This is a genomic window from Streptomyces flaveolus (assembly GCF_014648815.1).
Classification (GTDB): Bacteria; Actinomycetota; Actinomycetes; order Streptomycetales; family Streptomycetaceae; genus Streptomyces; species Streptomyces flaveolus.
Window position 1 is genome coordinate 422,510 of record NZ_BMRV01000005.1, and the last position, 24,940, is coordinate 447,449.

General features: G+C 73.0%; 19 protein-coding genes. 8 read left to right on the top strand and 11 right to left on the bottom strand.

The features are described from left to right. Positions 1-3 precede the first annotated feature (3 nt). From IEZ05_RS15690 to IEZ05_RS15715, 6 genes are all read right to left on the bottom strand, one after another. Positions 4-1,533 (bottom strand): APC family permease, encoded by a 1,530-nt coding sequence (locus IEZ05_RS15690; RefSeq protein WP_189230702.1) that lies wholly within the window; start codon positions 1,531-1,533, stop codon positions 4-6. A gap of 64 nt (positions 1,534-1,597) precedes the next feature. Beyond that, the gene (locus IEZ05_RS15695; RefSeq protein WP_189230703.1) at positions 1,598-3,064 is read right to left on the bottom strand and encodes an aldehyde dehydrogenase family protein; all 1,467 of its coding nucleotides are present in this window, start codon (positions 3,062-3,064) and stop codon (positions 1,598-1,600) included. Further along, a complete protein-coding gene (locus IEZ05_RS15700; protein ID WP_189230704.1) occupies positions 3,045-4,211 on the bottom strand; it encodes an aromatic ring-hydroxylating oxygenase subunit alpha in 1,167 nt (388 codons plus the stop codon). The genes IEZ05_RS15695 and IEZ05_RS15700 overlap by 20 nt, the downstream gene beginning before the upstream one ends. Positions 4,212-4,287: 76 nt before the next feature. Further along, positions 4,288-6,741: a GcvT family protein gene (locus IEZ05_RS15705; protein WP_189230705.1), complete on the bottom strand. Its 2,454-nt coding sequence runs from the start codon at positions 6,739-6,741 to the stop codon at positions 4,288-4,290. Positions 6,742-6,998: 257 nt separating this feature from the next. Further along, a complete protein-coding gene (locus IEZ05_RS15710; RefSeq protein WP_189230706.1) occupies positions 6,999-8,084 on the bottom strand; it encodes an S-(hydroxymethyl)mycothiol dehydrogenase in 1,086 nt (361 codons plus the stop codon). Between the two features lie 223 nt (positions 8,085-8,307). Beyond that, entirely contained in the window at positions 8,308-9,165 is an 858-nt protein-coding gene (locus tag IEZ05_RS15715) for an IclR family transcriptional regulator (RefSeq protein ID WP_229869719.1), read from the bottom strand. 234 nt (positions 9,166-9,399) lie between these two features. Here IEZ05_RS15715 and IEZ05_RS15720 point away from each other — a divergent pair, with 234 nt between their 5' ends. Then, the gene (locus tag IEZ05_RS15720) at positions 9,400-9,723 is read left to right on the top strand and encodes a bifunctional 3-phenylpropionate/cinnamic acid dioxygenase ferredoxin subunit (RefSeq protein WP_189230707.1); all 324 of its coding nucleotides are present in this window, start codon (positions 9,400-9,402) and stop codon (positions 9,721-9,723) included. After that, complete coding sequence (locus IEZ05_RS15725; protein WP_189230708.1) at positions 9,720-10,904, top strand: NAD(P)/FAD-dependent oxidoreductase; 1,185 nt, start codon at positions 9,720-9,722, stop codon at positions 10,902-10,904. The genes IEZ05_RS15720 and IEZ05_RS15725 overlap by 4 nt, the downstream gene beginning before the upstream one ends. Before the next feature lie 17 nt (positions 10,905-10,921). On the opposite strand, the gene IEZ05_RS15730 is transcribed toward IEZ05_RS15725, so the two are convergent. Then, positions 10,922-11,470, bottom strand: a complete 549-nt coding sequence (locus IEZ05_RS15730; protein WP_189230709.1) for a hypothetical protein — start codon at positions 11,468-11,470, stop codon at positions 10,922-10,924. A 422-nt stretch (positions 11,471-11,892) separates the two neighbouring features. Here IEZ05_RS15730 and IEZ05_RS15735 point away from each other — a divergent pair, with 422 nt between their 5' ends. From IEZ05_RS15735 to IEZ05_RS15750, 4 genes are read left to right on the top strand one after another with little or no spacing between them, the layout of a single operon-like run. Next, positions 11,893-14,829: a sensor histidine kinase gene (locus tag IEZ05_RS15735; protein WP_189230710.1), complete on the top strand. Its 2,937-nt coding sequence runs from the start codon at positions 11,893-11,895 to the stop codon at positions 14,827-14,829. Beyond that, entirely contained in the window at positions 14,826-15,260 is a 435-nt protein-coding gene (locus IEZ05_RS15740) for a roadblock/LC7 domain-containing protein (RefSeq protein WP_189230711.1), read from the top strand. The genes IEZ05_RS15735 and IEZ05_RS15740 overlap by 4 nt, the downstream gene beginning before the upstream one ends. 10 nt (positions 15,261-15,270) lie before the next feature. After that, a complete protein-coding gene (locus IEZ05_RS15745) occupies positions 15,271-15,666 on the top strand; it encodes a DUF742 domain-containing protein (protein ID WP_189230712.1) in 396 nt (131 codons plus the stop codon). 56 nt (positions 15,667-15,722) lie between these two features. Continuing rightward, on the top strand, positions 15,723-16,328 hold the full coding sequence (locus IEZ05_RS15750; RefSeq protein ID WP_189230713.1) for a GTP-binding protein: 606 nt from the start codon (positions 15,723-15,725) through the stop codon (positions 16,326-16,328). A gap of 43 nt (positions 16,329-16,371) precedes the next feature. Here IEZ05_RS15750 and glpK read toward each other — a convergent pair whose 3' ends face one another. The 3 genes from glpK to IEZ05_RS15765 all read right to left on the bottom strand — a co-directional run bounded on the left by glpK (position 16,372) and on the right by IEZ05_RS15765 (position 21,001). Next, on the bottom strand, positions 16,372-17,892 hold the full coding sequence (gene glpK, locus IEZ05_RS15755; protein ID WP_189230714.1) for a glycerol kinase GlpK: 1,521 nt from the start codon (positions 17,890-17,892) through the stop codon (positions 16,372-16,374). Between the two features lie 54 nt (positions 17,893-17,946). Then, on the bottom strand, positions 17,947-18,696 hold the full coding sequence (locus IEZ05_RS15760) for an MIP/aquaporin family protein (protein ID WP_189230715.1): 750 nt from the start codon (positions 18,694-18,696) through the stop codon (positions 17,947-17,949). Between the two features lie 670 nt (positions 18,697-19,366). After that, positions 19,367-21,001 carry a GGDEF domain-containing protein gene (locus IEZ05_RS15765; protein WP_189230716.1) on the bottom strand — a complete coding sequence of 545 codons (1,635 nt, stop codon included), beginning with the start codon at positions 20,999-21,001 and terminating at the stop codon, positions 19,367-19,369. A 147-nt stretch (positions 21,002-21,148) separates the two neighbouring features. Here IEZ05_RS15765 and IEZ05_RS15770 point away from each other — a divergent pair, with 147 nt between their 5' ends. Beyond that, positions 21,149-21,961 carry a M15 family metallopeptidase gene (locus IEZ05_RS15770; protein WP_189230717.1) on the top strand — a complete coding sequence of 271 codons (813 nt, stop codon included), beginning with the start codon at positions 21,149-21,151 and terminating at the stop codon, positions 21,959-21,961. A gap of 47 nt (positions 21,962-22,008) precedes the next feature. After that, complete coding sequence (locus IEZ05_RS15775; RefSeq protein ID WP_189230718.1) at positions 22,009-22,545, top strand: NUDIX domain-containing protein; 537 nt, start codon at positions 22,009-22,011, stop codon at positions 22,543-22,545. Here the strand turns inward: IEZ05_RS15775 and IEZ05_RS15780 are convergent. Further along, positions 22,536-24,917: a glycoside hydrolase family 31 protein gene (locus IEZ05_RS15780; protein ID WP_189230719.1), complete on the bottom strand. Its 2,382-nt coding sequence runs from the start codon at positions 24,915-24,917 to the stop codon at positions 22,536-22,538. The two genes, IEZ05_RS15775 and IEZ05_RS15780, sit on opposite strands and share 10 nt — an antisense overlap. Positions 24,918-24,940 lie beyond the last annotated feature (23 nt).

Here is a 24,940-nt window from a genome sequence, read left to right on the forward strand (position 1 = left end):
CCTTCAGTCGGCCGCCGGAGTGACGAGCGGAGCGGCCCGGTCGTCGAGCCGGTGCTCCGCGAGCACGCCGGTCCGGTGCCGTTGGACGAACCAGTAGTAGGCGTAACCGCCGCCCGCGATCACGGCGACGAACAGCACCGCGCCCCAGCGCAGGTACCAGTGGTGGGGGGCCGCCGCGTTGTAGACCGCGGCGCGCGGCCAGATCAGGTTGAGCGTCATGGCCGCGCCCCACAGGACGGCGGCGATGTTGACGGGCAGTCCCCAGCGGCCCAGCGAGAAGCGGCCCTCGCCGGCCGGCTGCCACCTCCCGCGCAGCCGGGCCATCAGCATCGGCGCGGTGACGCCCAGATAGGCCAGGTAGATCATGACGATGCCGATGCTGGTGACGACGGTGAAGATCTGCGGCTGGCGGATGTTGACCACCAGGATCGCCAGCGCCAGCACCCCGATGACCACGGCCGGCGCCACCGGCGTCCGGAACCGCGGACTGACTCTGGCCAGCAGCGAGGACGCGGGCAGGTTGTTGTCCCGCGCCATCGCGAACGCCAGCCGGATCGCCGCCGTGTGGACCGCCAGGGCGCACACCGTGACGGCGATCAGTACGCACCACAGCATCGCCTTGCCGGCCGTCGGCCCGAGCACGTCGAGCACGACGTACTGGAGTCCGTCCGTGGACAGCTTCTCGCCCTTCAGGCTCGACACGCTCATCAGCGCCAGCAGCAGGACCAGCCCGCCCAGCACGAACGAGGCGACGATCGCCCGGACGATCGCGCGGGGCGCGTTGCGGGACGGGTCGAGGGACTCCTCGCCGAGCGACGCCGCGGTGTCGAAGCCGTACATCACGTACGCGGAGGCCAGCGACGCCACGAGGAACGCGCCGAGGTAGCCGGTGGAGTACCCCGCTCCCGTTCCCTCCGTGTGCGTGACCACCTGCGGGCCGCGCGTGATGTGCGCGGCGAACAGGACGATCAGCACCACGGTGGCGATCAGTTCGATGAACACCCCCGCCGTGTTGATCGTGGCCATCAGCTTGACACCGAATGCGTTGACCAGCGTGGTGAACAGGATCAACACCCCGGCCAGCAGGACGGCGTTGGTCGCCACGTCGTACTTTCCGCTGCCGTCCCCCACGAACTGGAACGCGGACGAGATCTGCGGAAGCGTCAGCTGGTAGGCCAGCGCCACCGCCGCGATCGACACGATGGAGGCGACCAGCATCATCCAGCCCGCCAGCCAGCCCAGGTGCGGATTGCCGATCTTCTTCGACCAGTTGTAGACCGACCCCGCGACGGGATAGCGGGCGGCCAGCTCGGCGAAGCACAGGGCGACCGTGAACTGGCCGGCGAAGACCATCGGCCACGACCACCAGTAGGCGGGGCCGCCGCTGCCGTACCCGAAGTAGAACAGCTGGAAGGTGCCGGTGAGGATGGAGATGTAGCTGATGCCGGCGGCGAACGTGTGGAAGGTGCCCAGGGTGCGTTTGAGCTCGGGTTTGTAGCCGAACTCGGCGAGTTCGGCGTCGTCGGTCGTCATGAGCGGACTCCTGGTGGGCCTCGGGACGGTGGGGGAGTGGCTCGTGCGGGGGTCGGAGGGGACGTCAGGTGAACCAACCCTGGGGTGCGGGACGGGTGTTGCGCCAGATGTGCTTCGTCTCGCGATACTCGGCGAGCCCCGCCGGTCCCAGCTCGCGCCCGACCCCGGACTGCTTGTAGCCGCCCCACTCGGCCTGCGGAACGTACGGGTGGTAGTCGTTGATCCAGACCGTGCCGAGCCGCAGTGCCGCCGCGACCCGCGCGGCCCGCGCCTCGTCACCGGTCCACACGGCGCCCGCGAGCCCGTACACGGTGTCGTTGGCCAGACGCACCGCCTCCTCCTCGCTCCGGAAGCGCTCGACGGTCAGCACCGGCCCGAACGACTCCTCCCGCACCACCGACATCCCGGAGGCGCAGTCGTCCAGCACGGTGGGCAGGTAGTAGAAGCCCTCGTCGAGACCGGGCCCGGTGGGCCGCGCCCCGCCGCAGCGCAGCACCGCGCCCTCCGCCAGACCCCGGGCGACGTACGCCTCGACCTTGTCCCGGTGCGCCGCCGAGATCAGCGGCCCGGTCTGCGCCCGCTCGTCGAACGGGCCGCCCAGCCGGATGTCCGAGGCCCGCCGCACGACCTCGTCGACGAACCGGTCGTGCAGGCCGTCCTCGACCAGGAGCCGCGCCCCGGCCGAGCAGACCTGCCCCGAGTGCAGGAAGACCGCGGTCAGCGCCATGTCGACGGCCGCCTCGAAGTCGGCGTCCGCGAAGACGATGTCGGGGTTCTTGCCGCCGAGTTCGAGGGCGACCTTCTTCACGGTCCCCGCCGCGGCCGCCATCAGGTGCCGGCCGGTGTGCAGTCCGCCGGTGAAGGAGACGAGGTCCACGTCGGGGTGCTCGCCGAGCGGCGCGCCCGTCACCGGTCCGGCGCCCAGGACGAGATTGCCCACGCCGGGCGGAAGCCCGGCCTCCGCCAGCAGCCGCATCAGGTGGATCGCGCTGTGCGGGGTCAGCTCGCTCGGCTTGAGCACGAAGGTGTTGCCGGCGGCGAGTGCCGGGGCGACCTTCCAGGAGGTCTGCAGGAGCGGATAGTTCCACGGCGTGATCAGCGCGCACACGCCGACCGGTTCCTGCACCACCCGGCTGTCGACCCCCTCCTGGCCGGTGTCGACGACCCGCCCGCCGTCGACCGCGGCCAGCCGCCCGAAGTGGCGGAAGCAGTTCGCCACGTCGTCGATGTCGCAGGCGCTCTCGACCAGCCGCTTGCCCGTGTCCAGGGACTCGGCGCGCGCCAGTGCGTCCTTGTCGCGCACGAGGAGGCCGGCGACCCGCAGCAGCAGGTCACCGCGCTCGCCCGCCGGGGTCCGGGGCCAGGGGCCCTCGTCGAACGCCCGGCGGGCGGCGGCGACGGCCTCCACCGTGTCCTTGCCGCCCGCCTCGTCCACCACCCCGACCGGGGAGCCGTCGGCGGGACAGCGGATCTCCCGGGTGCGCCCGTCGAGCGCGGCCCGCCAGCGTCCGTCAATGAACAGGTCCGGCATGGCCGTCCCCTCCCAGCCGCTGAAGGAGCCACTCGTGGAAGATCCCGATGTGGTGCTCGGTCGGCACCAGCACCCCGCCCGCGCGGTACGCCCGGGACGACATCGCCGGCTGGGTCCGCTCGCAGGCCTCGAAGTCCTGCGCGTTGACCCGGTGGAACAGCTCCACCGACTTCGACAGATCTGCTCCGGACGCCACCACCTCGGGCGCGTACAGCCAGTCGCACTCGACGACGGTGCGGTCCTCGGCCAGCGGGAACATGCGGTGCAGGATCACGTGGTCGGGTACGAGGTTGACGAAGACGGTGGGCTTCACCGTGATCGCGTAGTAGCGCCGGTCCTGGTCCTCCGCCACGTCGGGCAGCCTGCCGAAGCCCGCGCTGCCGTCGACGGTGAAGCCCTGGACGTCCGCGCCGAACTGGGCACCGTGGCCCACGTAGTACTGGGCCGCGTAGCCCTCGGCGAACTCGGGGAGCACCTCGGTGAGTTCGGGGTGGATCGTGGCGCAGTGGTAGCACTCCATGAAGTTCTCGACGATCAGCTTCCAGTTCGCCTTCACGTCGTAGGTGATGCGCCGGCCGAGCGCGAGGCCCTCGGTTCCGTAGTGGTCGATGGCGGCGGGGTCGCCGAGCCGTTCGACGGCGGCGCCCCGTACGGTCTCCTCGAAGGAGGGCGGTTCGTCGGCCAGGCACACCCAGGCGTAGCCGAGCCACTCGCGCAGGGCCACCTCCACCAGCCCGTACGCGGTCCGGTCCACGTCCGGCATGCTGGTCAGGTTGGGCGCGGCGATCAGCCTGCCGTCCAGGTCGTACGTCCACGCGTGGTACGGGCACTGGAGGCTGCGGCGCACCTCGCCGGACTCCTCGAGGCAGATCCGGGCCCCGCGGTGCCGGCAGATGTTGAGGAAGGCGCGCAGCGCGCCCTTGCGGTTGCGGGTGACGATGACGCTCTCGCGGCCGACCTGGACGGTGCGGAAGGCCCCGGGACGGTCGAGGTCGGCGCTGCGCACGGCGCAGAACCACAGGGCCTCCAGGACGTGCTGCTGCTCCTGGCGGAAGATCTCCGGATCGGTGTAGTAGCGCCCCGGCAACGTCGCGACGAGGCTGGGCGAGCCGGGTCGGTGGGCCGGGGAAACGGGTGTCGTCGTCACGTGCGTCTCCTGTGTCTCCTGGCGGGCGCGGCGGCGAGGCGGGCCGGACGAGGACGGGGCCGTCCGATGCCGCTCCCTAGCAGCGGATGCGAGTCATCTCCGGGTCGAACAACGGCTCGTCGGCGACGGTGGCGGGCACCTTCTCGCCGAAGTACTCGACGTGCACACCGGTGCCGTCGGGCAGGCCGGACGGCAGCCAGGCGTACGCGACGCAGCGACCGAGCGTGTAGCCGTAGGAGGCGCTGGTGACGTAGCCGGCGGGGGAGCCGTCGACATACACCGGTTCCTTGCCGAGGACCACCGCGGCGGGGTCGTCCAGGAGGAGGGGGGTGAGGCGACGGGCGGGTTCGCCCGCGTTCTCCAGCGCGGCCTTCCCGGTGAAGTCCTCCTTGTCCATGCGGACGGCGAACCCGAGGCCCGCCTCGAACGGGTTGTCCTCGCCGGTCATGTCGACGCCCCAGGCCCGGTATCCCTTCTCCAGGCGCAGCGAGTTGAAGGCGGAGCGGCCGGCCGCGACCACGCCGAGCTCCCGCCCGGCCTCCCACAGCGTGTCCCAGAGCCGGAGCCCCAGGTCGGCGGTGGTGTACAGCTCCCAGCCGAGCTCGCCCACGTACGACAGGCGCATGGCCGTGACGGGGACGTGGCCGACGTACGTCTCCTTGGCGCGGAAGTAGCCGAACGCCCCGTGCGAGAAGTCGTCGGGGCTCAGGGGCTGGACGAGGTCGCGGGCGAGCGGGCCCCAGACGCCGACGCAGCAGGTGCCGGAGGTGATGTCCCGGACGTGCACGCCGTCGGGCGCGTGGCGCAGCAGCCGGTCGAGGTCGGCGGGGGTGTTGGCGCCGACTTGGAAGCGGTCGGGGGCGAGGCGCGCCACGGTGAGGTCGGAGCGGATGCCGCCCGCCTCGTCCAGGAGGAGCGTGTAGGTGACCGCGCCGGGCTTCTTGCGGAGGTTGTTGGTGGTCATCCGGTCCAGGAAGTCGAGGGCACCGGGGCCGGTGACCTCCAGGCGGCGCAGGGGGGTCATGTCGTACAGGGCGACCTTCTCGCGGGTCGCCAGGGCCTCCGCCGCCGCGATCGGGGACCAGTGACGGGCCGACCAGGCGTCGCGTTCGGGCAGGTCGAGGCCGGTGACGAGGCCGGCGTTCGCCTCGTACCAGTGCGGTCGCTCCCAGCCTCCGCCCTCGAGGAAGCAGGCGCCGAGCCGCTGCTGACGGGCGTGGAAGGGGCTGACCCGCAGGGGGCGTGGCCGCTCCATCGGCCGCAGCGGATGCACGACGTCGTACACCTCGACGAACTGCTGTGAACCGCGCTCACGGATGAACGCCGGTGAACGCTGCGCCTCCTCGAACCGCGTGAGCTCGCACTCGTGCACGTCTAGGGACGGCCGGCCGTCGACCATCCACTCGGCGACCGCCTTGGCGACCCCCGCGGAGTGCGTGACCCACACGGCCTCCGCCAGCCAGAAGCCCCTCAGATCGCGGGACTCGCCGAGGACCGGCATGCCGTCGGGCGTGAAGGAGAACACGCCGTTGAACCCTTGGTCGATCTCGCGGTCGCGCAGGGCGGGGATCAGCCGCCGGCAGTCCTCCCAGCTCGGCGCCCAGTCCTCCGGCGTGAACGGGAAGGAGGACGGCATGTCGAGGTCCCGGGCGCGGGCCTCGTCGTAGGGCAGCACCGCGAACGGGTCGACGGGCAGGGGCCGGTGGGCGTAGGAACCGATGCCGATGCGGTCGGTGTGCTCGCGGAAGTAGAGGTCCCGGTCCTGGAACCGGAGGATCGGCCGCGACGCCTCCGCGGTGGCACCGCTCAGCTGGGGGAGCGGACCGGTCTTCGCGTACTGGTGCGCGAGCGGCTGCAGCGGTACGTCGACCCCGGCCATGCGGCCGATGACCGGTCCCCAGAAACCGGCGGCGGAGACGACGTGGTCGGCGGGGAAGGTGCCCCGGTCGGTGACGACGCCCGTGACGTGGCCGTTCCGCCGTTCGATGCCGGTGACCGTGTGACGGTCCAGGAAGCGGGCGCCCCGCGCGGTGGCCCGGTCCATCTGGGCGCGGGAGGCGAGAAGGGCGCGGGCGAGGCCGTCGTCGGGGGTGTGGAAGCCGCCGAGGACCACCGACTCGTCGATCAGCGGCCAGAGTTCCTTGCACCGGGCGGCGCTCACGACCTCACCCCGCACGCCCCAGGAGGCGGCGAGGCCGGCCCTGCGGTGCAGGTCGGCGAGGCGCTCCGGGGTGGTGGCCAGCTCCAGGCCGCCCACCGGGAGGAAGCAGGGGACGCCGTCCGCCTCCAGAGAGCCGAACTTCTCGACGGTGTACCGGGCGAACGCCGTGAGGGTCTTCGAGGGGCTGGTCCGGAACACGAGGCCCGGCGCGTGCGACGTGGAACCGCCGGGCGCGGGCAGGGGGCCCTGTTCGAGAACGGTGACGTCGGTCCAGCCTCGGGCGGTCAGCTCGTCGGCGAGCGAGCAGCCGACGATGCCGGCGCCGATGACGACCACGCGGGGGGAACCGTGTGCGGGGGTGCTGGACATGCCCCTCCTTGCCGGGGTGAGTGAGCCGGAGCGGGGTGAGCCGGAGCGGGGTGAGCCGGAGTGAGGTGGGTCGGGGGCCGATGCGGAGCCGGGGCCGGACGGAGCAGAGCCCGGCCCGCGCCGGGGCCTGGGACGTCGGCGGCGCTCAGGGTGCGGGGACGCGGGGGCCGTTCGGGGGCGATAGTGCTGCCCTGGCCGTGCCGGGCCGCCGTGGGAGAGGGTGCCGTGGGAGAGCGTGCCGCCGGTGAACCGGCCGCTCACAGCACCACCACCGAGCGCAGCACCTCCCCCCGGTCCATCTTCGTGAACGCCTCCTCCACCCGGTCCAGCGCGATCGTTTCCGTGACGAAGGCGCCCAGGTCCAGCAGCCCGTACAGGTACTGGTCGATGAGGAACGGGAAGTCACGGCTCGGCAGACAGTCGCCGTACCAGGACGACTTGATGGCGCCCCCGCGGGAGAACACGTCGATCAGCGGCAGCTCGATCCTCATCTCCGGGGCGGGGACGCCGACCTGGACCAGCAGACCCGCGTGGTCGCGCATGTAGAACGCCTGCCGGAACGTCTCCGGGCGGCCCACCGCGTCGATCGCGAGGTCCACGCCGTGCCCGTCGGTCAGCGCCCTGACCGCCTCCACCGGGTCCGTGCCCCGGGAGTTGACGGTGTGCGTGGCGCCGAACCGCTCCGCGCGGTCCAGCTTCCGGTCGTCGATGTCGACGGCGATGACCTTCATGGCGCCGCCCAGACAGGCGCCCGCGATCGCCGCGTCGCCGACGCCGCCGCAGCCGATGACGGCGACCGAGTCGCCGCGCCCGACGTTTCCGGTGTTGACGGCCGCCCCGTAACCGGCCATCACCCCGCAGCCGATCAGACCGGCCGCCTCGGGGCGGGCGGCCGGGTCGACCTTCACCGCCTGCCCCGCCGCGACCAGCGTCTTCTCGGCGAACGCACCGATGCCGAGCGCGCTGGTGAGCGGCGTGCCGTCCAGCAGGGTCATCCGCTGGGCGGCGTTGCGGGAGTCGAAGCAGTACCAGGGGCGGCCCCGTCGGCAGGAACGGCAGTCGCCGCAGGGCGCACGCCAGGCCAGGACCACGTAGTCACCCGGCTTCAGGCCGGTGACGCCCTCGCCGACGGCCTCGATCGTGCCGGCGGCCTCATGGCCCAGCAGGAACGGGAAGTCGTCCGTGATCGCGCCCTCCCGGTAGTGGAGGTCCGTGTGGCACACCCCGCAGGCCTGCACGGCCACGAGCACCTCTCCGGGCCCCGGATCCGGGACGACGATCGTCTGCACCTCGACGGGTGCGCCCTTCTTCACCGCGACCACGGCACGGACCTCGTGTGGCACGACAAGCTCCTCTGCTGTTGCGCTTTGCACGATGGGTTGCGCGATGAGGAACATAGTGGGAACGCCGCCGACGGGTCGTCAAGAGGTGCGGTCCAACCCTTGGCAAAGAGCGCGCGTAGCGCGGAACACGGCAGAACGCGCCGCGGCGCGGGACCTGGAAGCCCCGGGAGTCCCCGGTCCTCCGGTCCCGCGCCGCGGTCGCACCCGCCCGGCCCCGGCCGGGTCAGTCGCCGTATCCCATCCGGCGGGACAGCTCGTCCCCCGCCGCCAGGGCGCGCTTGGCCAACTCCGGCAGCCGGTCGGGGCTCAGCCGGTACACCGGGCCCGAGACGCTGATCGCCGCGATCACCTTGCCCTCGTGGGAACGGACGGGCGCGGCGACGGCGGCGAGCCCGATCTCCAGCTCCTCCTGCGTGATCGCGTACCCCTGCTGGGCCACCGTCTCCAGCTCGCCGCGCAGCGCCGCCGCCCCGGTCACGGTGCGCTCCGTGAACCGGTGCAGCGGGCGGGCCAGCAGGCCCTCGCGCAGGGTGGGCGGCAGATGGGCGAGCAGCACCTTCCCGCTGGCGGTGGCGTGCAACGGTGTGCGTCGGCCGAGCCAGTTCTGCGCGGTCACCGAGGCGGTGCCGCGGGCCTGCATGATGTTGACCGCGGCGTCGTCGTCCAGGACGGCGATGTTGGCCGTCTCCCCGAGTTCGTCGGCGAGTTCGCGACAGACCGGAACGCCCTCCTGGGAGATGTCCAGACGCACTGCCGCCGCCCCCGCGAGGCGCAGTACGCCGGCACCCAGGTAGTACTTGCCGCGGTCCTTCTCCTGGGCCACCAGGCCGCGGTTCTCCAGGACGCCGAGCAGCCGGAACGCGGTGGACTTGTGCACGTCCAGCTCGTCGGCGATCTCGGTGACACCCGCCTCGCCGTGCCGGGCGAGGATCTCCAGCACGCTCACCGCGCGGTCCACCGACTGGACCGAGCTCGCCGCGCCTCTGCCGTTCTGCTTTCCCGAGGGTCCCGAGTGCACCGGTTCCGCCGCGTTCTCCACCTGCTCGTCACCGTGCTCGGACTGCTTCTGCGTGCGGGTCATGGCTCAACTCTCACCACCTGGCGGCCCCGTTCGGACCGCATCTGCGGGAAACCCTTGACGTCACGGTCGCCCGCCCGGATTCTGTTGCGCACAGCGCTTGTCAGTGCGTCATGTGAAACATCATGTTACCGAAGAGTCCGGATCCCGGAAGGGTGCGCGCCTCGAGCGGATCGCGCCGTCACCGAGGACGCGGATCCCGCGGGAGCCGCGCGTTCCGGACCGAGAGGGGGGCCCGTGATTCCCGTCTGCCGCCTCGAAGACCTCCCCGAGGGCGAGTCCGTCCGCATCGCGACGACCCCGCCCATCGCGGTCTTCCGCACCGACGACGGCGAGCTCTACGCCATCGACGACACCTGCACCCACCAGGACGCCTCGCTCTCCGAGGGCTGGCTGGAGGGCTGCCTGGTCGAATGCCCGCTGCACGCCGCCTCGTTCGACCTCCGCACGGGCCTGCCGACCTGCCTGCCCGCCCGCCGCCCCGTGCGCACCCACCGCGTCAGCGTCGACGACGGCGTGATCCACGTCCATGTCGCCGCGGAGGAGGGGAGCGCCGCATGAGGACCGTGACCGTCGTCGGCGCCTCGCTCTCCGGCCTCTACGCCGCCCGGGAACTGCGCGCCCAGGGATTCGACGGACGGCTGGTGGTCGTCGGCGACGAACCCCACCGCCCCTACGACCGGCCTCCTCTCTCCAAGGACTTCCTCACCGGCCGGGCCGACGAGGACCGGCTCGCCCTCACCGACGCCGAGGAAACCGCCGCACTGGACGCCGAGTGGCTGCTCGGCGTCCGCGCCCGTGGCCTGGACCCCCGGGGCCGCACCGTGCTCCTCGGCGACGGCCGCACCGTGTCCACCGACGGCGTCGTCATCGCCACCGGTGCCTCGGCCCGGCGCCTGCCCGGTGACAGCCTGGCCGGCGTCCACACGCTGCGCACCCTGGACGACGCCCGCGCCCTGCGCGAGGAACTCACCCGAGGCCCGCGCCGGGTCGTCGTCATCGGCGGCGGGTTCATCGGCGCCGAGACCGCCTCCTCCTGCGCCGCCCTCGGCCACGCCGTCACCGTCGTCGAGGCCGCCCCGCTCCCGCTCGTCGCCCCGCTCGGCACCGAGATGGCCGCCGTGTGCGCCGCGCTGCACCGCCGCGGCGGCGTGGACCTGGTCACCGGGGCGACCGTGGCCGCACTGCACGGCACCGACGCCGTCACCGCGGTGGCCCTCGCGGACGGCCGGGCCCTCCCGGCGGACGTGGTGGTCGTCGGCATCGGCGCCACCCCCAACACGAGTTGGCTGGCGGGCTCGGCACTGGCCCTGCACGACGGCGTCCTGTGCGACGACGGATGTGTCACGGCCCTGCCCGAGGTGGTCGCCGTCGGCGACGTGGCCCGCGTCGGCGGCACGCGCGCGGAGCACTGGACCTCCGCGACCGAACAGCCCCGGGTCGCCGTGACGAACCTGCTCGCCGGGCGCACCGTGGAGAGCCTGAGGCCGGTGCCGTACTTCTGGTCCGACCAGTACGGCGCGCGCATCCAGTTCGCCGGCCGGCGTCAGGAGGGCGACACCGTCCGGATCACCGAGGGCGGGATCACCGACGGGGCGCCCGCCGAGGACGGCTTCCTCGCCCGCTACGAACGGGACGGCCGCACGACCGCGGTGCTCTCCGTGGACCGGCCGCGCCCCTTCGCACGGGCCCGGCGCGAACTCGCCCGGGCAGTGGCCCCGGCGCAGCCCGCCGCGAACTGAACGGCCGGTACGGCCCCTCAGGGGTGCGACAACTGTCCCGCGCCACCGCGCCCGCGTATCCGATCCTGGCCGCGCTCGGCGGTCCGCGCCTGCCGCCGCGCCCGGCGCCGCTCGCGCCGCATCGCCCGCGCGGTGCTGTTCGGCATCGACACCACACCGTGGCGCTGGTTCCAGACCTGACGCGTCACCCACACGTCGAGCACGCCCCAGGTGGCCACCACCGTGCCGGCCACGCTGCCGATCACCATCGGGAACGCCAGCCAGGATCCGGCCATCGTGCACAGGAAGGCCACCATGGCCAGGATCAGCGTCACGGCGACGACGAGCACCGCACGTACCGCGGCCGTCCGTACCGGATCCGGCAGCCGGCGCCGCCGCGCAGGCTCGTCCGTCCACAACTGCCGGTAGACCGGCTGCGGTTCGCGCCCTCTCTCCTGCTCCGTCCCCTCCACGGCGCGCCCGGGCGCCGGAATGTCGCGATCCGTCACCCCGGGACCCGCTCCCGCCGGTTCGGCCGCCCCGGCGTCCCCGGGCGCCTTGCGCCGCTCCGCCGTGCCCATCACCATGTCACTCCCCACCGCCTGCAGACCGCCCACCCGCGTCCGAAGACCCGGCTCCCCTCTGGCTGCCCGGCTTGCGTCGCTTTACGCCGCGCGGAGGCGGGATGCGGCTCCTGTGGCCGATTCCGCCTCCATTTCCCGTAGAGAACGACGAACCACGGCCTGCCAAGATTCCCGGAAAACCCCGGCAGTCGAAAAATTTCGGCCAATCCGCCCGCCGTGCTCCACGGACACGGTCCCGCGCCGCCCGCCGGAACCCGGGAGGCAATCTCCCGCAATGACCGGACAACTGACCATCCCCGGCCGCCGGTGCGGAAGTTCGCCTTCCGGACGGGTCTTCGAGTTACCTGTGCGTCGGTAGTAGGCTCGCGCCGTTTGTTGACGCACATGTGTACCCCCTTCCGGTGGGGGTCCAGCTGGGGGAGGCCATGCGCTTTCGCGGGAAGTCGATCCGCCGGAAGATCGTGGCGCTGCTTCTCGTGCCGCTGGTGTCCCTGACCACGATCTGGGCCTTCGCCACGGTGCTCACGGGACGTGAGGCGGGCCGGCTGTTCAACGTGTCGACCCTCGTCGAACAGGTCGGCTACCCCGTCGAGGACACCGTCCGCGTACTCCAGCAGGAACGCCGCCAGACCCTGGTCCATCTCGCCGACCCACGCGCCTCCGACGGCCTCTCCGCCCTGCACCGCAGCCGCACCGCCACCGACGAGGCCGTCGCCGAGATCCGCCGCAACGCCGCGAACCCCGACGTACGCGACGCGCTCGGCGCCCCCGAGGAGGACCGCCTGACCGCGGTCCTGGACGCCTTCGACGGCATCGACGCCCTGCGCCGCAGCGTCGAGGACGGCACCGTCGACCGTGCACAGGCACTCGGCCTCTACAACCGCCTGGTCGACCCCTGCCACGCGCTGCTCGCCAACCTGCACGTCGTCGACGACGTCGGCCTGGACAAGCAGTACCGCGCACTCGTCAACGTCTCCCGCGCCCGCGAACTGCTCTCCCGCGAGGACGCCCTGCTCGGCTCCGCCCTCGTCACCGGCAGGCTCACCCGGAGCGAGACACGGGACGTCTCGGACCTCGTGGCGCAGCGCACCGTGCTGTACGAAAGCAACCTTCCGCTGCTGCCCGCCACGGAACGCGGCCGGTACGAGCGCTTCTGGAAGAACGCCTCCTCCGCCCCCCTGCGCGTCGCCGAGGAGGCGGCCGTCTCCACCGAGGACGGCCTGCCCCACGGCGTCACCGCCAAGAGTTGGGACACCGCCGCCGGGAGCGTCCTCGACGAGCTCGGCGACCTCGACGACCAGGCCGCCGACCGCTACCAGGACCGCGTCCGGCCGGTCGCGATGAACGTCATCACCAAGGCGGTCGTCGCCGGCGCGCTCGGTCTGATCGCCGTGCTGTTCTCCCTCTTCCTGTCCGTCCGCGTCGGCCGCGCCCTCATCCGCGACCTCAGGCAGCTGCGCCTGGAGGCCCACGAGGCGTCCGGAGTCCGCCTGCCCAGCGTCATGCGCCGCCTCTCGGCGGGCGAACAGGTCGACGTCGAGACCGAGGTGCCGCGCCTGGAGTACGACAAGAACGAGATCGGTGAGGTCGGCCAGGCCCTCAACACGCTCCAGCGTGCCGCCGTGGAGGCCGCCGTCAAGCAGGCCGAGCTGCGCGCCGGAGTCTCCGAGGTGTTCGTCAACCTCGCCCGCCGCAGCCAGGTCCTGCTGCACAAGCAGCTCACCCTGCTCGACACCATGGAGCGACGCACCGAGGACACCGAGGAACTCGCCGACCTGTTCCGCCTGGACCACCTGACCACCCGCATGCGCCGGCACGCCGAGGGTCTGGTCATCCTCTCCGGCGCCGCCCCGTCCCGCCAGTGGCGCAAGCCCGTCCAGCTCATGGACGTCGTGCGGGCCGCCGTCGCCGAGGTCGAGGACTACGAGCGCATCGAGGTCCGCCGGCTGCCCCGCATCGCCGTCACCGGGCCGGCCGTCGCCGACCTCACCCACCTCGTGGCCGAACTCCTGGAGAACGCCACGGTGTTCTCGCCGCCGCACACCGCCGTGCAGGTCCTGGGAGAGCGGGTCGCCAACGGCTTCACCCTGGAGATCCACGACCGCGGCCTCGGCATGGCGGCCGAGGCCCTTCTCGACGCCAACCTCCGGCTCGCCGAGACACCGGAGTTCGAGCTGTCCGACACCGACCGGCTCGGCCTGTTCGTCGTCAGCCGGCTCGCCCAGCGGCAGAACGTCCGGGTCTCCCTCCAGCCCTCCCCGTACGGCGGCACCACCGCCGTCGTCTTCGTCCCCGACGCACTGCTCACCGACGACGCGCCCGACACCAACGGCGTCGGATTCCGCCTCGACCGGCCGCAGCGCGCAAAGGAGAAGGAGCGGGAGGAGAGCCGCCGTTCCGCCCTCGCCCACGTTCCCGTCCGGCTCCCGGGCCGGCCGGCCCCGCTGCTGGACGGACCGGTCGAACTGGAGGCGCCCGTCGACCTGGACGCCCTCGACGACCTCCCCGGCGGGCTCGGTGACCAGGAGAGCGAGCGTGGCGGCCTCTTCCGGTCACGTCGTTCCCTCACCCCGGCGCAGGACGACCCGGTGATCGGCCGTGGCGAGCGGCGACGCCAGGACACCGAGGGGCCGGGACGACCGGCCGGCCCGGACCGGTTCCCCGGAGCCTCGGAACGGCCCGGAAGCGCGGACCGGCCCGATGCCGAGGGCGACCCGAACGCCCCGGTCCCGCTGCCCCGCCGCCGGACGCCCAAGCTGGTCAGTTCGCACGGACGCCCCGTCCCCGAGCGCGGCTCCCGCGACCGTGCGGACGACACGGCCGCGCCGGACGCCGGGAGCCGGACGGAGCGGCCGGCAGAACCCGGTGAGGCCCCCGCGCTGCCGGTCCGCGGCCGACGGGAGGCCCCGGCCCCGCCCCCTGCCACCGACCGGGAAACCGACCGCGAGACCGGTCGCGACACCGACCGCGCCCCAGGCCGCCCGGAGCCCGACGTGCTGCCGTCCCTCCCGTCCCGGCGCCGCGGCACACCGCTCACGTCCAGCGCTCCGGACGACTCCGGGCCGGGCACCGACGGCAGCGCACTGCCCCGGCGCGTGCGGCAGGCCAACCTGGCCCCCCAGCTCAAGCGCAGCGCCGAACGGCCCGCCGAGGAGCGGCCCGACCCGTCCGACCGGGACGCCGAGGAGGTGCGCAGCCGCATGGCCTCCCTCCAGCGCGGCTGGCAGCGCGGCCGCAGGGAGAACGCCTCGGGCGACGCCGGTTCCGACGCCGCACGACCAGACGCACCACGACCACAGACGCCACAAGCGTCGCAGGCACCACAAGCACCACACCGAACGACTAAGGGGGACGGTCGATGACCGCACCGAAGGCGACCGGCCACGCCGAGACCAGGTCCGGCGAGCTCAATTGGCTCCTCGATGACCTGGTGGACCGCGTCGCGAGCATCCGCAAGGCCGTCGTCCTGTCCGGCGACGGCCTGGCGACCGGCGCTTCCAAGGACCTGACCAGGGAGGACAGCGAACACCTGGCCGCCGTGGCCTCCGGCTTCCACAGCCTCGCCAAGGGCGTGGGCCGCCACTTCGAGGCGGGCAGCGTCCGGCAGACGGTCGTCGAACTCGACGACGCCTTCCTGTTCGTCACGGCCGCCGGCGACGGCAGCTGCCTCGCCGTCCTGTCGGACGCCGACTCCGACGTCGGCCAGGTCGCCTACGAGATGACCCTCCTCGTCAAGCGGGTCGGCGTGCATCTGGGCACCGCCCCGCGCACCGATCTGCCCTCGGGTGGGTAAGTGGGATGACATGAGCGCAGACGGTCAGGGAGCACACCACTGGTTCGACGACGAGGCCGGCCCCGTCGTCCGTCCGTACGCCATGACGCGCGGCCGCACCAGCAGCACGGCCCAGCACCGCCTCGACCTCATCGCGGTGGTGGTGCCGGAACCGCACGCGGACGACCCGGAGGCGGACGTCACGCTCGCCCCGGAGCACGTGGACATCGTCGGCCTGTGCCGGGACACCCCGCAGTCGGTCGCCGAACTCGCCGCCGAACTCGACCTGCCCGTCGGCGTCGTACGCGTCCTGGTCGGGGACCTCGTCGACGCCGAGCTCGTCCACGTGAACCGGCCGGTGCCCCCGGCCGAACTACCGGACGAGAACATTCTGCGCGACGTGATCAACGGCCTGCGCGCACTGTGAAACGGTCCCGCGGGCACCCCGGAGCGGCCCCGCGGGCAGGTAAGGAGAAGAGATCGATGATCTTCGGGCGTTCTCAGCGCGGCAAGCCGCCGGTCGAGCCCGTCACGCTCAAGATCCTCGTGGCCGGCGGCTTCGGCGTGGGCAAGACCACCCTCGTCGGCGCGGTCAGCGAGATCAGACCGCTGCGCACCGAGGAACTGCTCACCGAGGCCGGACGCCCCGTCGACGACGTCAGTGGTGTGGAGGGCAAGCACACCACCACCGTGGCGATGGACTTCGGCCGGATCACGCTGCGCGAGGACCTGGTGCTCTACCTGTTCGGCACCCCCGGGCAGGAGCGGTTCTGGTTCATGTGGGACGAGCTGTCCGAGGGCGCCCTCGGCGCCGTGGTCCTCGCCGACACGCGCCGCCTGGAGGACTGCTTCGCCGCCGTCGACTACTTCGAGCGGCGTTCCATCCCCTTCGTCGTCGGCGTCAACTGCTTCGAGGGCTCGGCCCGCTACCCGGCCGAGACCGTGCGCCAGGCCCTCGACCTCGACACCGACGTGCCGCTGGTGATGTGCGACGCCCGTGACCGGGAGTCGGTCAAGGAGGTCCTCGTCGGCGTCGTCCAGCACGCGATGGCCCAGGCGGCGGACCGGCGCCGGCCCGTCGCCACCTGAACCCGGCCCTCCACGCGCGCGTGCCGGCCGCGCCCGCGCGCCCCTAAGCGTCGCCGTCCTCCTCCATCCAGCCGAAGCTCTTCTCCACCGCCTTGCGCCAGTTGCGGTACTCGCGGTCCCGTACGGACGCGTCCATGGCGGGTGTCCACTCGACGTCCCGCCGCCAGTGCGCCTTGAGTTCGTCCAGGCCGTTCCACACGCCGGTGGCCAGCCCGGCCGCGTACGCCGCACCCAGGCACGTCGTCTCGGAGACCCTCGGCCGGATCACGGGCACGCCCAGCACGTCCGCCTGGTGCTGCATCAGCAGGTTGTTCCGCGTCATTCCGCCGTCGACCTTCAGCGTCGTGATGGGCACCCCGGAGTCCTGGTACATGGCGTCCACGACCTCGCGCGTCTGCCAGCTCGTCGCCTCCAGCACCGCTCGTGCGAGGTGCGCCTTCGTGACGTACCGGGTGAGCCCGGTGACGACTCCGCGCGCGTCGGACCGCCAGTACGGCGCGAACAGTCCGGAGAACGCGGGCACGATGTAGGCGCCCCCGTTGTCCTCGACGCTCGCCGCCAGCGGCTCGATCTCGTCGGCGGTGCGGATGATGCCGAGCTGGTCGCGGAACCACTGCACCAGCGCGCCGGTGATGGCGATCGACCCCTCCAGGCAGTACACGGGAGCCTCGTCGCCGATCTTGTAGCCCATCGTCGTCAGCAGCCCGTTCTTCGACGGCACCGGCCTGTTCCCGGTGTTGAGCAGCAGGAAGCTGCCCGTGCCGTACGTGTTCTTGGCCGTTCCGACGTCGTAGCAGGCCTGTCCGAACACGGCGGCCTGCTGATCGCCCAGGGCCGAGGCCACGGGCACCCCGGCGAGCTGTCCGACGGCGGTGCCGTACACCTCGGCGGAGGACCTGATCTCGGGGAGCACGGCCTCGGGGATGTCCATCGCCGACAGGATCGCCGGGTCCCACTGGAGGGTCTGCAGGTTCATCAGCATGGTGCGCCCGGCGTTGGTCACGTCGGTGACGTGCCGCCCGCCGTCGGTGCCGCCGGTGAGGTTCCAGATCAGCCAGGAGTCGATGGTGCCGAAGGCGATCTCACCGCGCTCCGCCCGGGCCCGCAGACCGGGTACGTCGTCGAGCAGCCAGGCGGCCTTCGGCCCGGAGAAGTAGCTGGCCAGCGGCAGCCCGGTCTGTTCGCGGAAGCGGTCCTGCCCGTCCGTGCCGCCCAGTTGGCCGCACAGGGCCGCGGTGCGGGTGTCCTGCCAGACGATGGCGTTGTGCACCGGCTTGCCGGTCGCGCGGTCCCACAGCACCGTGGTCTCGCGCTGGTTGGTGATGCCGAGCGCGCTGAGCCGGTCGGCGCGCAGTCCGGCCTTGGCGAGCGCTCCGGCGACCACGGCCTGCACCTTGGACCAGATCTCGGTGGCGTCGTGCTCGACCCACCCGGGCCTGGGGAAGATCTGGCGGTGCTCGCGCTGGTCGACGGCGACCATCGCGCCGTCCTGGTCGAAGATGATGCAGCGGCTGGAGGTGGTGCCCTGGTCGATCGCGGCGACGTACTTCGCATGCTCCGTCATGGCCATCCCTTGGGCTGGGTTCAGAGGACTGCTGGGCCGTGCCCGTGCCGTGGATCAGAAGGCGACGTTGTAGAGGAGACCGGCGAGCGCCCCGCCGATCAGCGGGCCGACCACCGGAATCCAGGCGTAACCCCAGTCGGAGGTGCCCTTGTTCGGTATCGGCAGGAAGGTGTGCACGATGCGCGGGCCGAGGTCGCGCGCCGGGTTGATCGCGTAGCCGGTCGGCCCGCCGAGCGACAGTCCGATGCCGACGACGAGCAGGGACACGATCAGCACCAGCGTCCCGGACTCGCCGAGCCCCTCGGTCAGCCCGAACGCGAGGATCGGCAGCACGAGCCCCACGGTCGCGATGATCTCGGTGACCAGGTTGGCGACCGGGTGCCGGATCTCCGGGATGGTGGAGAAGATCCCGAGGGTCGGCACCGGCTCGTCCGCCGTGCCCTCCGTCGTGCCCGTCGTGCGCACGTTGGCCTGGAACTGGGCGAAGTAGGTGAGGTAGCACAGGACGGCACCGATCATGGCGCCGACGAGCTGACCCAGCAGGTAGACCCAGACCTTGCCCCACTCGCCGGTGTCCACGGCGATCCCGAGGGTGACGGCGGGGTTCAGGTGCCCGCCGGAGAGCGGAGCGGCGGTGTACGCGCCCGCCAGCACGCCGAACCCCCAGCCGAACGCGATCACCACCCACCCCGCGGCCCGCGCCTTGCTGTACCGGAGCGTGACGGCGGCGCAGACCCCCGCGCCGAAGAGGATGAGGATCGCCGTGCCGATGGTCTCGCCGACGAAGATGTCTCCATTGCTCATGGCGGCTCCTAGGCCCTGGTCCCCGAAAGCAGGGTGGTGCGGCGTGCGATTCCCGTGGCGTCTTCCGCCGGGCGGGCAGGGGCCACGGGCGTGCCGTCGCAGTCGAACCGCCCGTGGGGGAGTGGGCCTCGAGGCGCAGGGCCCGCCCGGCGCGCACCGGAATGCGCCGAGATGTACGGCGATGCCGACCGACACCGGAAGTGTCGACCGGCACCCGGGGAGCGTCAAGGCAGCCGACGGCAACGGTTCGGCACCCGCCGGCCGGCCTCCCGACCGTCACCCGGCCGGATCACCCCGTCGATCACCGGCCGCCCACGATCCCGCGACACGGACCGGCCACCACGCAACACCACCCTGCGGACACGCCCCGACCCGCGAGCGCCCCGCAACTGCCGCCCGACTTCTGCCTGTCCATCCGTAGGCCCGCGCACGCCTCAGCCTGCCGCCCGGCTCTTGCCCGTGCCTCTGCCGGCACCCGTCGGCTCGCGCACCCCTGGACTGCCGTCCCGGTTCCTGTCCGTCCATCCGTCGGCCCGCGCACGCCTCCGCCTGCCGCCCCGGCTCTTGCCCGTCCCCCTGCCTCCGACTCCCGTCCCTCTGCCGACACCCAGAGCCAGCCCCGTACGAGCCCGCGCGACCACTGGACCGCGCTTCGCGCCGCCGCCGTCCCTCACCCCGCCGACGCCGGCGCCCGCACCGAGCCGCGCCGTACCTCGTGCCCCGGCACCCCGGCCCGTCCCAGTACCCAACTCGCCCCGTACAGCTCCTTCGCCGCCTTCTTCAGCGGAGCCAGACAGGCCGCGGCCCGCCGGTGGTCCGGCACACTGCCCGGCGCGCACACGACCGTCGCCAGGGACAGCGTCACGGGCCGCCCGCCCGCCGACCACGCCCCGCCCAGCAGGCGGTCGGCCAGCGGATCCAGCTCCTCCGGCACGGCGAGCACCAGAAAGTCGTCGCCGCCGATGTGCCCCACGCGCGTGGTCCCCGACGCCTCCTGTTGCAGCGCCCGCCCGACCGCCCGGATCAGCTCGTCGCCCGCCGCGAACCCGGCCCCGTCGTTGACCCGCTTGAAGTCGTCCACGTCGAGCCAGCTCAGCGCGAACGGCCGCCCGTCCGCGATCCACCGGTCCACCTCACCGGTGATCGCGTCCGAACCGGGCAGCCGGGTCAGCGGATTGAGTCCGGCCGCCTCCTCCACCCGGCTCTCGGCCAGCGCCCGCACGAGATCCGCGAGCCGTACGACGCCCACGCACCGCCCGTGCGTGTCGACCACGGCCACGTCGTCCGACGTGCGCCCGGGACCGCCGACCGCCACGACGTCCAGGACCTCCCAGGCCGTGGCGCCGACGCCCACCGTCCGCGGCGGGTCACCGAGCTTCGCCGCGGGCCGGTCGGCGTACAGGGCGTGCCCGTAGCGCCCCGACATGGACAGCAGGAACCGGGACCGGTGCACCGACCGCACCGGAACCCCGTCCCGGTCCACGAGCACCACCCCGGACACGTCCGGTGCCCCGGTCAGCAGCGCGCGCACCTGCCCGGCGGAGGCGGTCGCGGGCAGCAGCGCGGCCGGCCGGACGAACTCCCGCACCGAAGGGCCCGACCGTGGGACCGGCGGCAGGCCGGCGCCACCCGAGTTCCGCGGCGGCACGTACACGTCCGCCGCCGGCAGCCGCGCGGGCGGACCGAACAGATGGCCCTGCGCCAGCTGCGCCCCGGCCGACCGCGCGGCGGCGCACTGCAGCTCCGTCTCCACGCCCTCGACGCACAGCAGCGCCCCCAGTTCGTCGCACAGCGTCCGCGCGGCCCGGACGGCCGCCGGCCGGGCCCGCAGCGACGCGTCGAGTTTCACCAGCTCCGGCGCCAGGTCCGCCAGCAGCCGCAGCGGCACGTCACCGTCCCCGACACCGTCCGCACAGATCCGGAAGCCCTGCTCACGCAAGGCGGCCACCGCCTCCAGCAGCGCCCGGTGCGGTACGTGCGTGTACGGCGGCCCGATGTCGATCGTCACCTCCCACGGCAGGCGTCCCGACTCCCGCACCGCGTCGCGCAACAGGCGGAGACCGCCGAGGTCGGCGAGCGTGCCGGCGAACACGTTGACGTGCAGCGGCAGCAGCGTCTCCTTCCGCACCGCCGCGCGGAACGCCGCCACCGCGAGCCGGCCGTCGAGTCCGGGATTGCGACGGGCCTCCGCCAGCACGTCCCCGGTCTCCGGGCGGGCCAGTATCTCCAGCGCCGCGACCCCGCCGGTCATCAGGTTGACCACCGGTTGGAAGGCGAAGCGGAGAGTATCCGTCCAGGAGCGCACGCGAGCATGATGGCGCCACCGGCGTCCGCCCAGGCCCAGTTCATGCGACGTTCACGTAGGATTCCGACGCGATCACGCAGCGTGCCGGCACAAGTGATCGTCCGACCGCTTCCGTCGCGGGACCCCCGCCTGATAGATGCAGGGGACATGACACGACTCTCCACCGTCCTGCGCGGACTGGTCACCACCCTCGCCGCCCTGCTCGCTGTGACCACCGCGCCCGCCACCGCCCGGGCCGCGGGCCCCGAACCCAAGGCGCCCGAGGACTTCGTGGCCCTGAGAAGCGTCGACCCCACGATCATCCAGGACATGCGCTACACCACCTCGCACAACTTCGTCGGCGAGCGCATCGACGGCTACCGCCGGCCCCTGTGCATCCTCACCCGACCCGCGGCCCAGGCCCTCCACCGGGCCCAGACCCGGCTGCTGAGCCAGGGCTACTCCCTCAAGGTGTACGACTGCTACCGGCCGCAACGCGCCGTCGACCACTTCGTCCGGTGGGCCGAGGACCTCGACGACCAGAGGATGAAGGCCGAGTTCTACCCGAACGTCGACAAGACCCGCCTGTTCGACGACGGTTACATCGCGGAGAAGTCCGGCCACAGCCGCGGCTCGACCATGGACCTCACGATCGTGAAGCTCCCGGCGAAGCCCACCCGCCCGTACCACCCCGGACAGCCACTGGTCCCCTGCTTCGCACCCCAGCAGGAACGCTTCCCCGACAACTCCGTCGACATGGGCACCGGCTACGACTGCTTCGACACCCTCTCGCACACCCTCGACCCCCGCGTCCAGGGCACCCAGCGAGCCCACCGGCTGCTGCTGAAGACCACCCTGGAGGACGCCGGTCTCGTCAACCTCCCCGAGGAGTGGTGGCACTTCACCTACAAGCCCGAGCCCTACCCGGACACCTACTTCGACTTCCCGGTCTCCGCGAAGGCACTGTCCGGCCGCCACTGAGCCGCCCGCCGGAGCCGCCCCTTCCGTGATCGGATACAGTCCGCCGCGTGTCCGAAACTCATACCTCCGTTCCCAACTCCGCGCCGGACTCCCACTGTTCGCGCTGCGGAACGCCCTACGGAGAGGGCGTCTCCGGCTGGCCCCGCACCTGCCTCGCGTGCGGCGCCACCGCCTACCGCAACCCGCTGCCGGTAGCGGTCGCCCTCCAGCCCGTGTACGACACCAAGGGCACCGCCCTGGTCGTCATCACCCGCACCGTGACCCCCGCGCGCGGGGGCGTCGCCCTGCCCGGCGGCTACATCGACGACCGCGAGGACTGGCGGCAGGCCGTCGTCCGCGAACTCAAGGAGGAGACGGGCATCGACGCGGCGAGCCGCGACGTACGCCTTGCCGACGCCATGAGCTCGCCCGACGGTCACCTGCTGCTCTTCGGCCTCCTCCCGGAGCGGCCCGCCGAGAGCCTCCCGACCTCGGCCGCCACCGACGAGACCGAGGGTTGGCACCTCCTGCGCCAGGCCGAGGAACTCGCCTTCCCCCTCCACACCCGGGCCGTGCGCGCCTTCTTCGAAGGCCGCTACATCTGAGCCGAGTCCTCCACCAGCCCACGGACGCGCACCGGACGGGACGGCGCACTCACGCCGTCCTCTCCCTCCCGCTCCACCACCACCCGCCGGCCCTCCCAGCGGACGGTGTACCGCTCGGTCTCCGCCTCCTCCCAGCCGTCCCCCGCGTCCGGCACGACCAGCCCGCCCCCGGCCCGGCCCCGGGCGGGCGCCCACACCTCCAGCTCCACCCCGCCGTCCTCCCCACGCACCGGAACCACCGCCCCCGCGCGCGCGAACACCGGAATCCGGTCCGGCGGAGCCTGCACGAGCACCTGCCCCGGCCCCTCGTACGCCCGCTCCGTCACCGTGTCGTACCAGCGCCCCCGCGGCAGCTGCACCGCCCGCCCGTCCGCGCCGGGGTCCAGCACCGGCGCCACCAGCAGGCAGTCGCCCAGCAGGAACGCGTCCTCGCAGTCCCGCAACGCCCGCTGCTCCGGCGCCGACCACCACAGCGGCCGCACCCACGGCGCGCCCGTACGCCGGGCCAGATGCGCCAGCGTCACGAAGTACGGCAACAGCCGCCGCCGCTCCACCAACGCCGCGCGCACGTGCTCCAGCACCTCCGCACCGAACTCCCACGGCTCGCGGAACCCCGCCCGCGCACCCCCGTACGTACGGAACAGCGGCAGATACGCGGCCAACTGGAACCACCGCAGATACAGCTCAGGCGACGGACGGCTCCCGGACCCGCCCACGTCCGGCCCCGAGTACGGAACCCCGCACAGCCCGAGCCCCATCACCAGCGCCAGCGACGCCCGCAGCCCCGGCCAGCCGGAAGCAGGCTCCCCGGTCCACGCACCCCCGTACCGCTGCATCCCGGCCCACCCCGAGCGCGACAGGACGAACGGCCGCTCCTCGGGCACCAGCTCCCGCAGGCCCTCGTACCCGGCCCTGGCCATGCACAGCGCGTACACGTTGTGCGCCTCCCGATGGTCACCACCGCGCCCCTCCAGCCGGTGCCGCGCCGAACGGGGCAGCGTCGGCTCCCCGAACGCGGCGAACGACACCGGCTCGTCCCGGTCGTGCCAGAACCCGGCGAACCCCCGCTCCAGCCGCTCCGCGCAGAGCCCGCCCCACCACGCCCGCACGCGCGCGTCCGTGAAGTCCGGGAACACCACCTCTCCGGGCCACCCCACACCCCGCACCACCGGCCCGGCGGCACCCCGCACGAACACGTCCGCCTCCGCCCCGCTGTCGTACGCGGCATGCCCGGACCCGGCCGGGACCCCGGGATCGACGACCGACACCAGCCGGATCCCGTCCCGCCGCAGCTCCTCGGCGAGAACCGGCAGCTTCGGGAACCGCTCCTCGTCCACGGTGAACACCCGGCGGGCATCGAGGTGGTCGACGTCCAGATGCACGGCGTCGAGCGGCAGATCACGCTCCTGGTAGCCGGCGACGACCCGCCGCAGCTCCTGCTCGTCGCCGACATCGCGCCGCCCGTGATGATGACCGAGCGCCCACGCGGGCGGCAGCGTCGGAGCGCCGGTCAGCGACGCCCAGGCGAGCAGCACGCGCGCGGGGGTCCCCACCATGACCCAGCAGCGCAGCGGCCCCCCGTCCATCCGCAGCACACTCCTGCCCGGCCGGTCGTGCCCCGACCCCGCACCCTCCTCGCCCTCCCGCAAGGTCACCGAGCCGTCCCACGCGTTGTCGTGGAACACCAGGTGCGTCCCCGCGTCGGCCACCACCAGCTGCACCGGCATCGTCACGGACGCCGGGGCGTCACCCGGAGCGGGACCGGCCGGGCCGGGCCCCGTGTTCCACAGCCGGTACGTGCCGTCGCGCAGCCGGGGCCCCGAGGCTCGCCCGCCCAGCCCGAAGAACCGGGCGTCCGCCGCCACCTCCGACCGCTGCGTCCAGCGCGCGGGACCACCAGCCGCCGGCTCCCACCACCGGGGAGGCAGCTCACGGCGCAGCACCACACCCCCCGGAGTACGCACCTCCACCGCGCCGTGCCGCGACACGGCCACCGTCACCCGCTCGGCCACCACCCGCCGGCCGCCGTCCTTGTCCGGCTCCAGCACCGCCCGCGGATCCGGCTCCGGACAGCGGCCCGCCAACGCGTACGACGGCTCCGGCGCCGCCCCGTCCCAGCCCCAGAACACCGCCCCGTTCACGGCGACGAGGATCCGCAGCTCCGAACGGCCGAACCGGATCACGCCACCCCCGGGCCCGGGCTCCACCTCCCGCAGCGCCCCCGGCACCCGCGCCCGCTCCGCCCCACGCGGCGGCAGCCCCACGGCATCCGCACGCCGCCTGCGCCACGCCGCCCGTACGGTACGCAACCCCTGCGCCGGTCCCGCGGAACCGAACGCCTTCATCGAACGCACCAGGTCACGACCGTCCATGCTGCTCACCCTGCCACCGACCG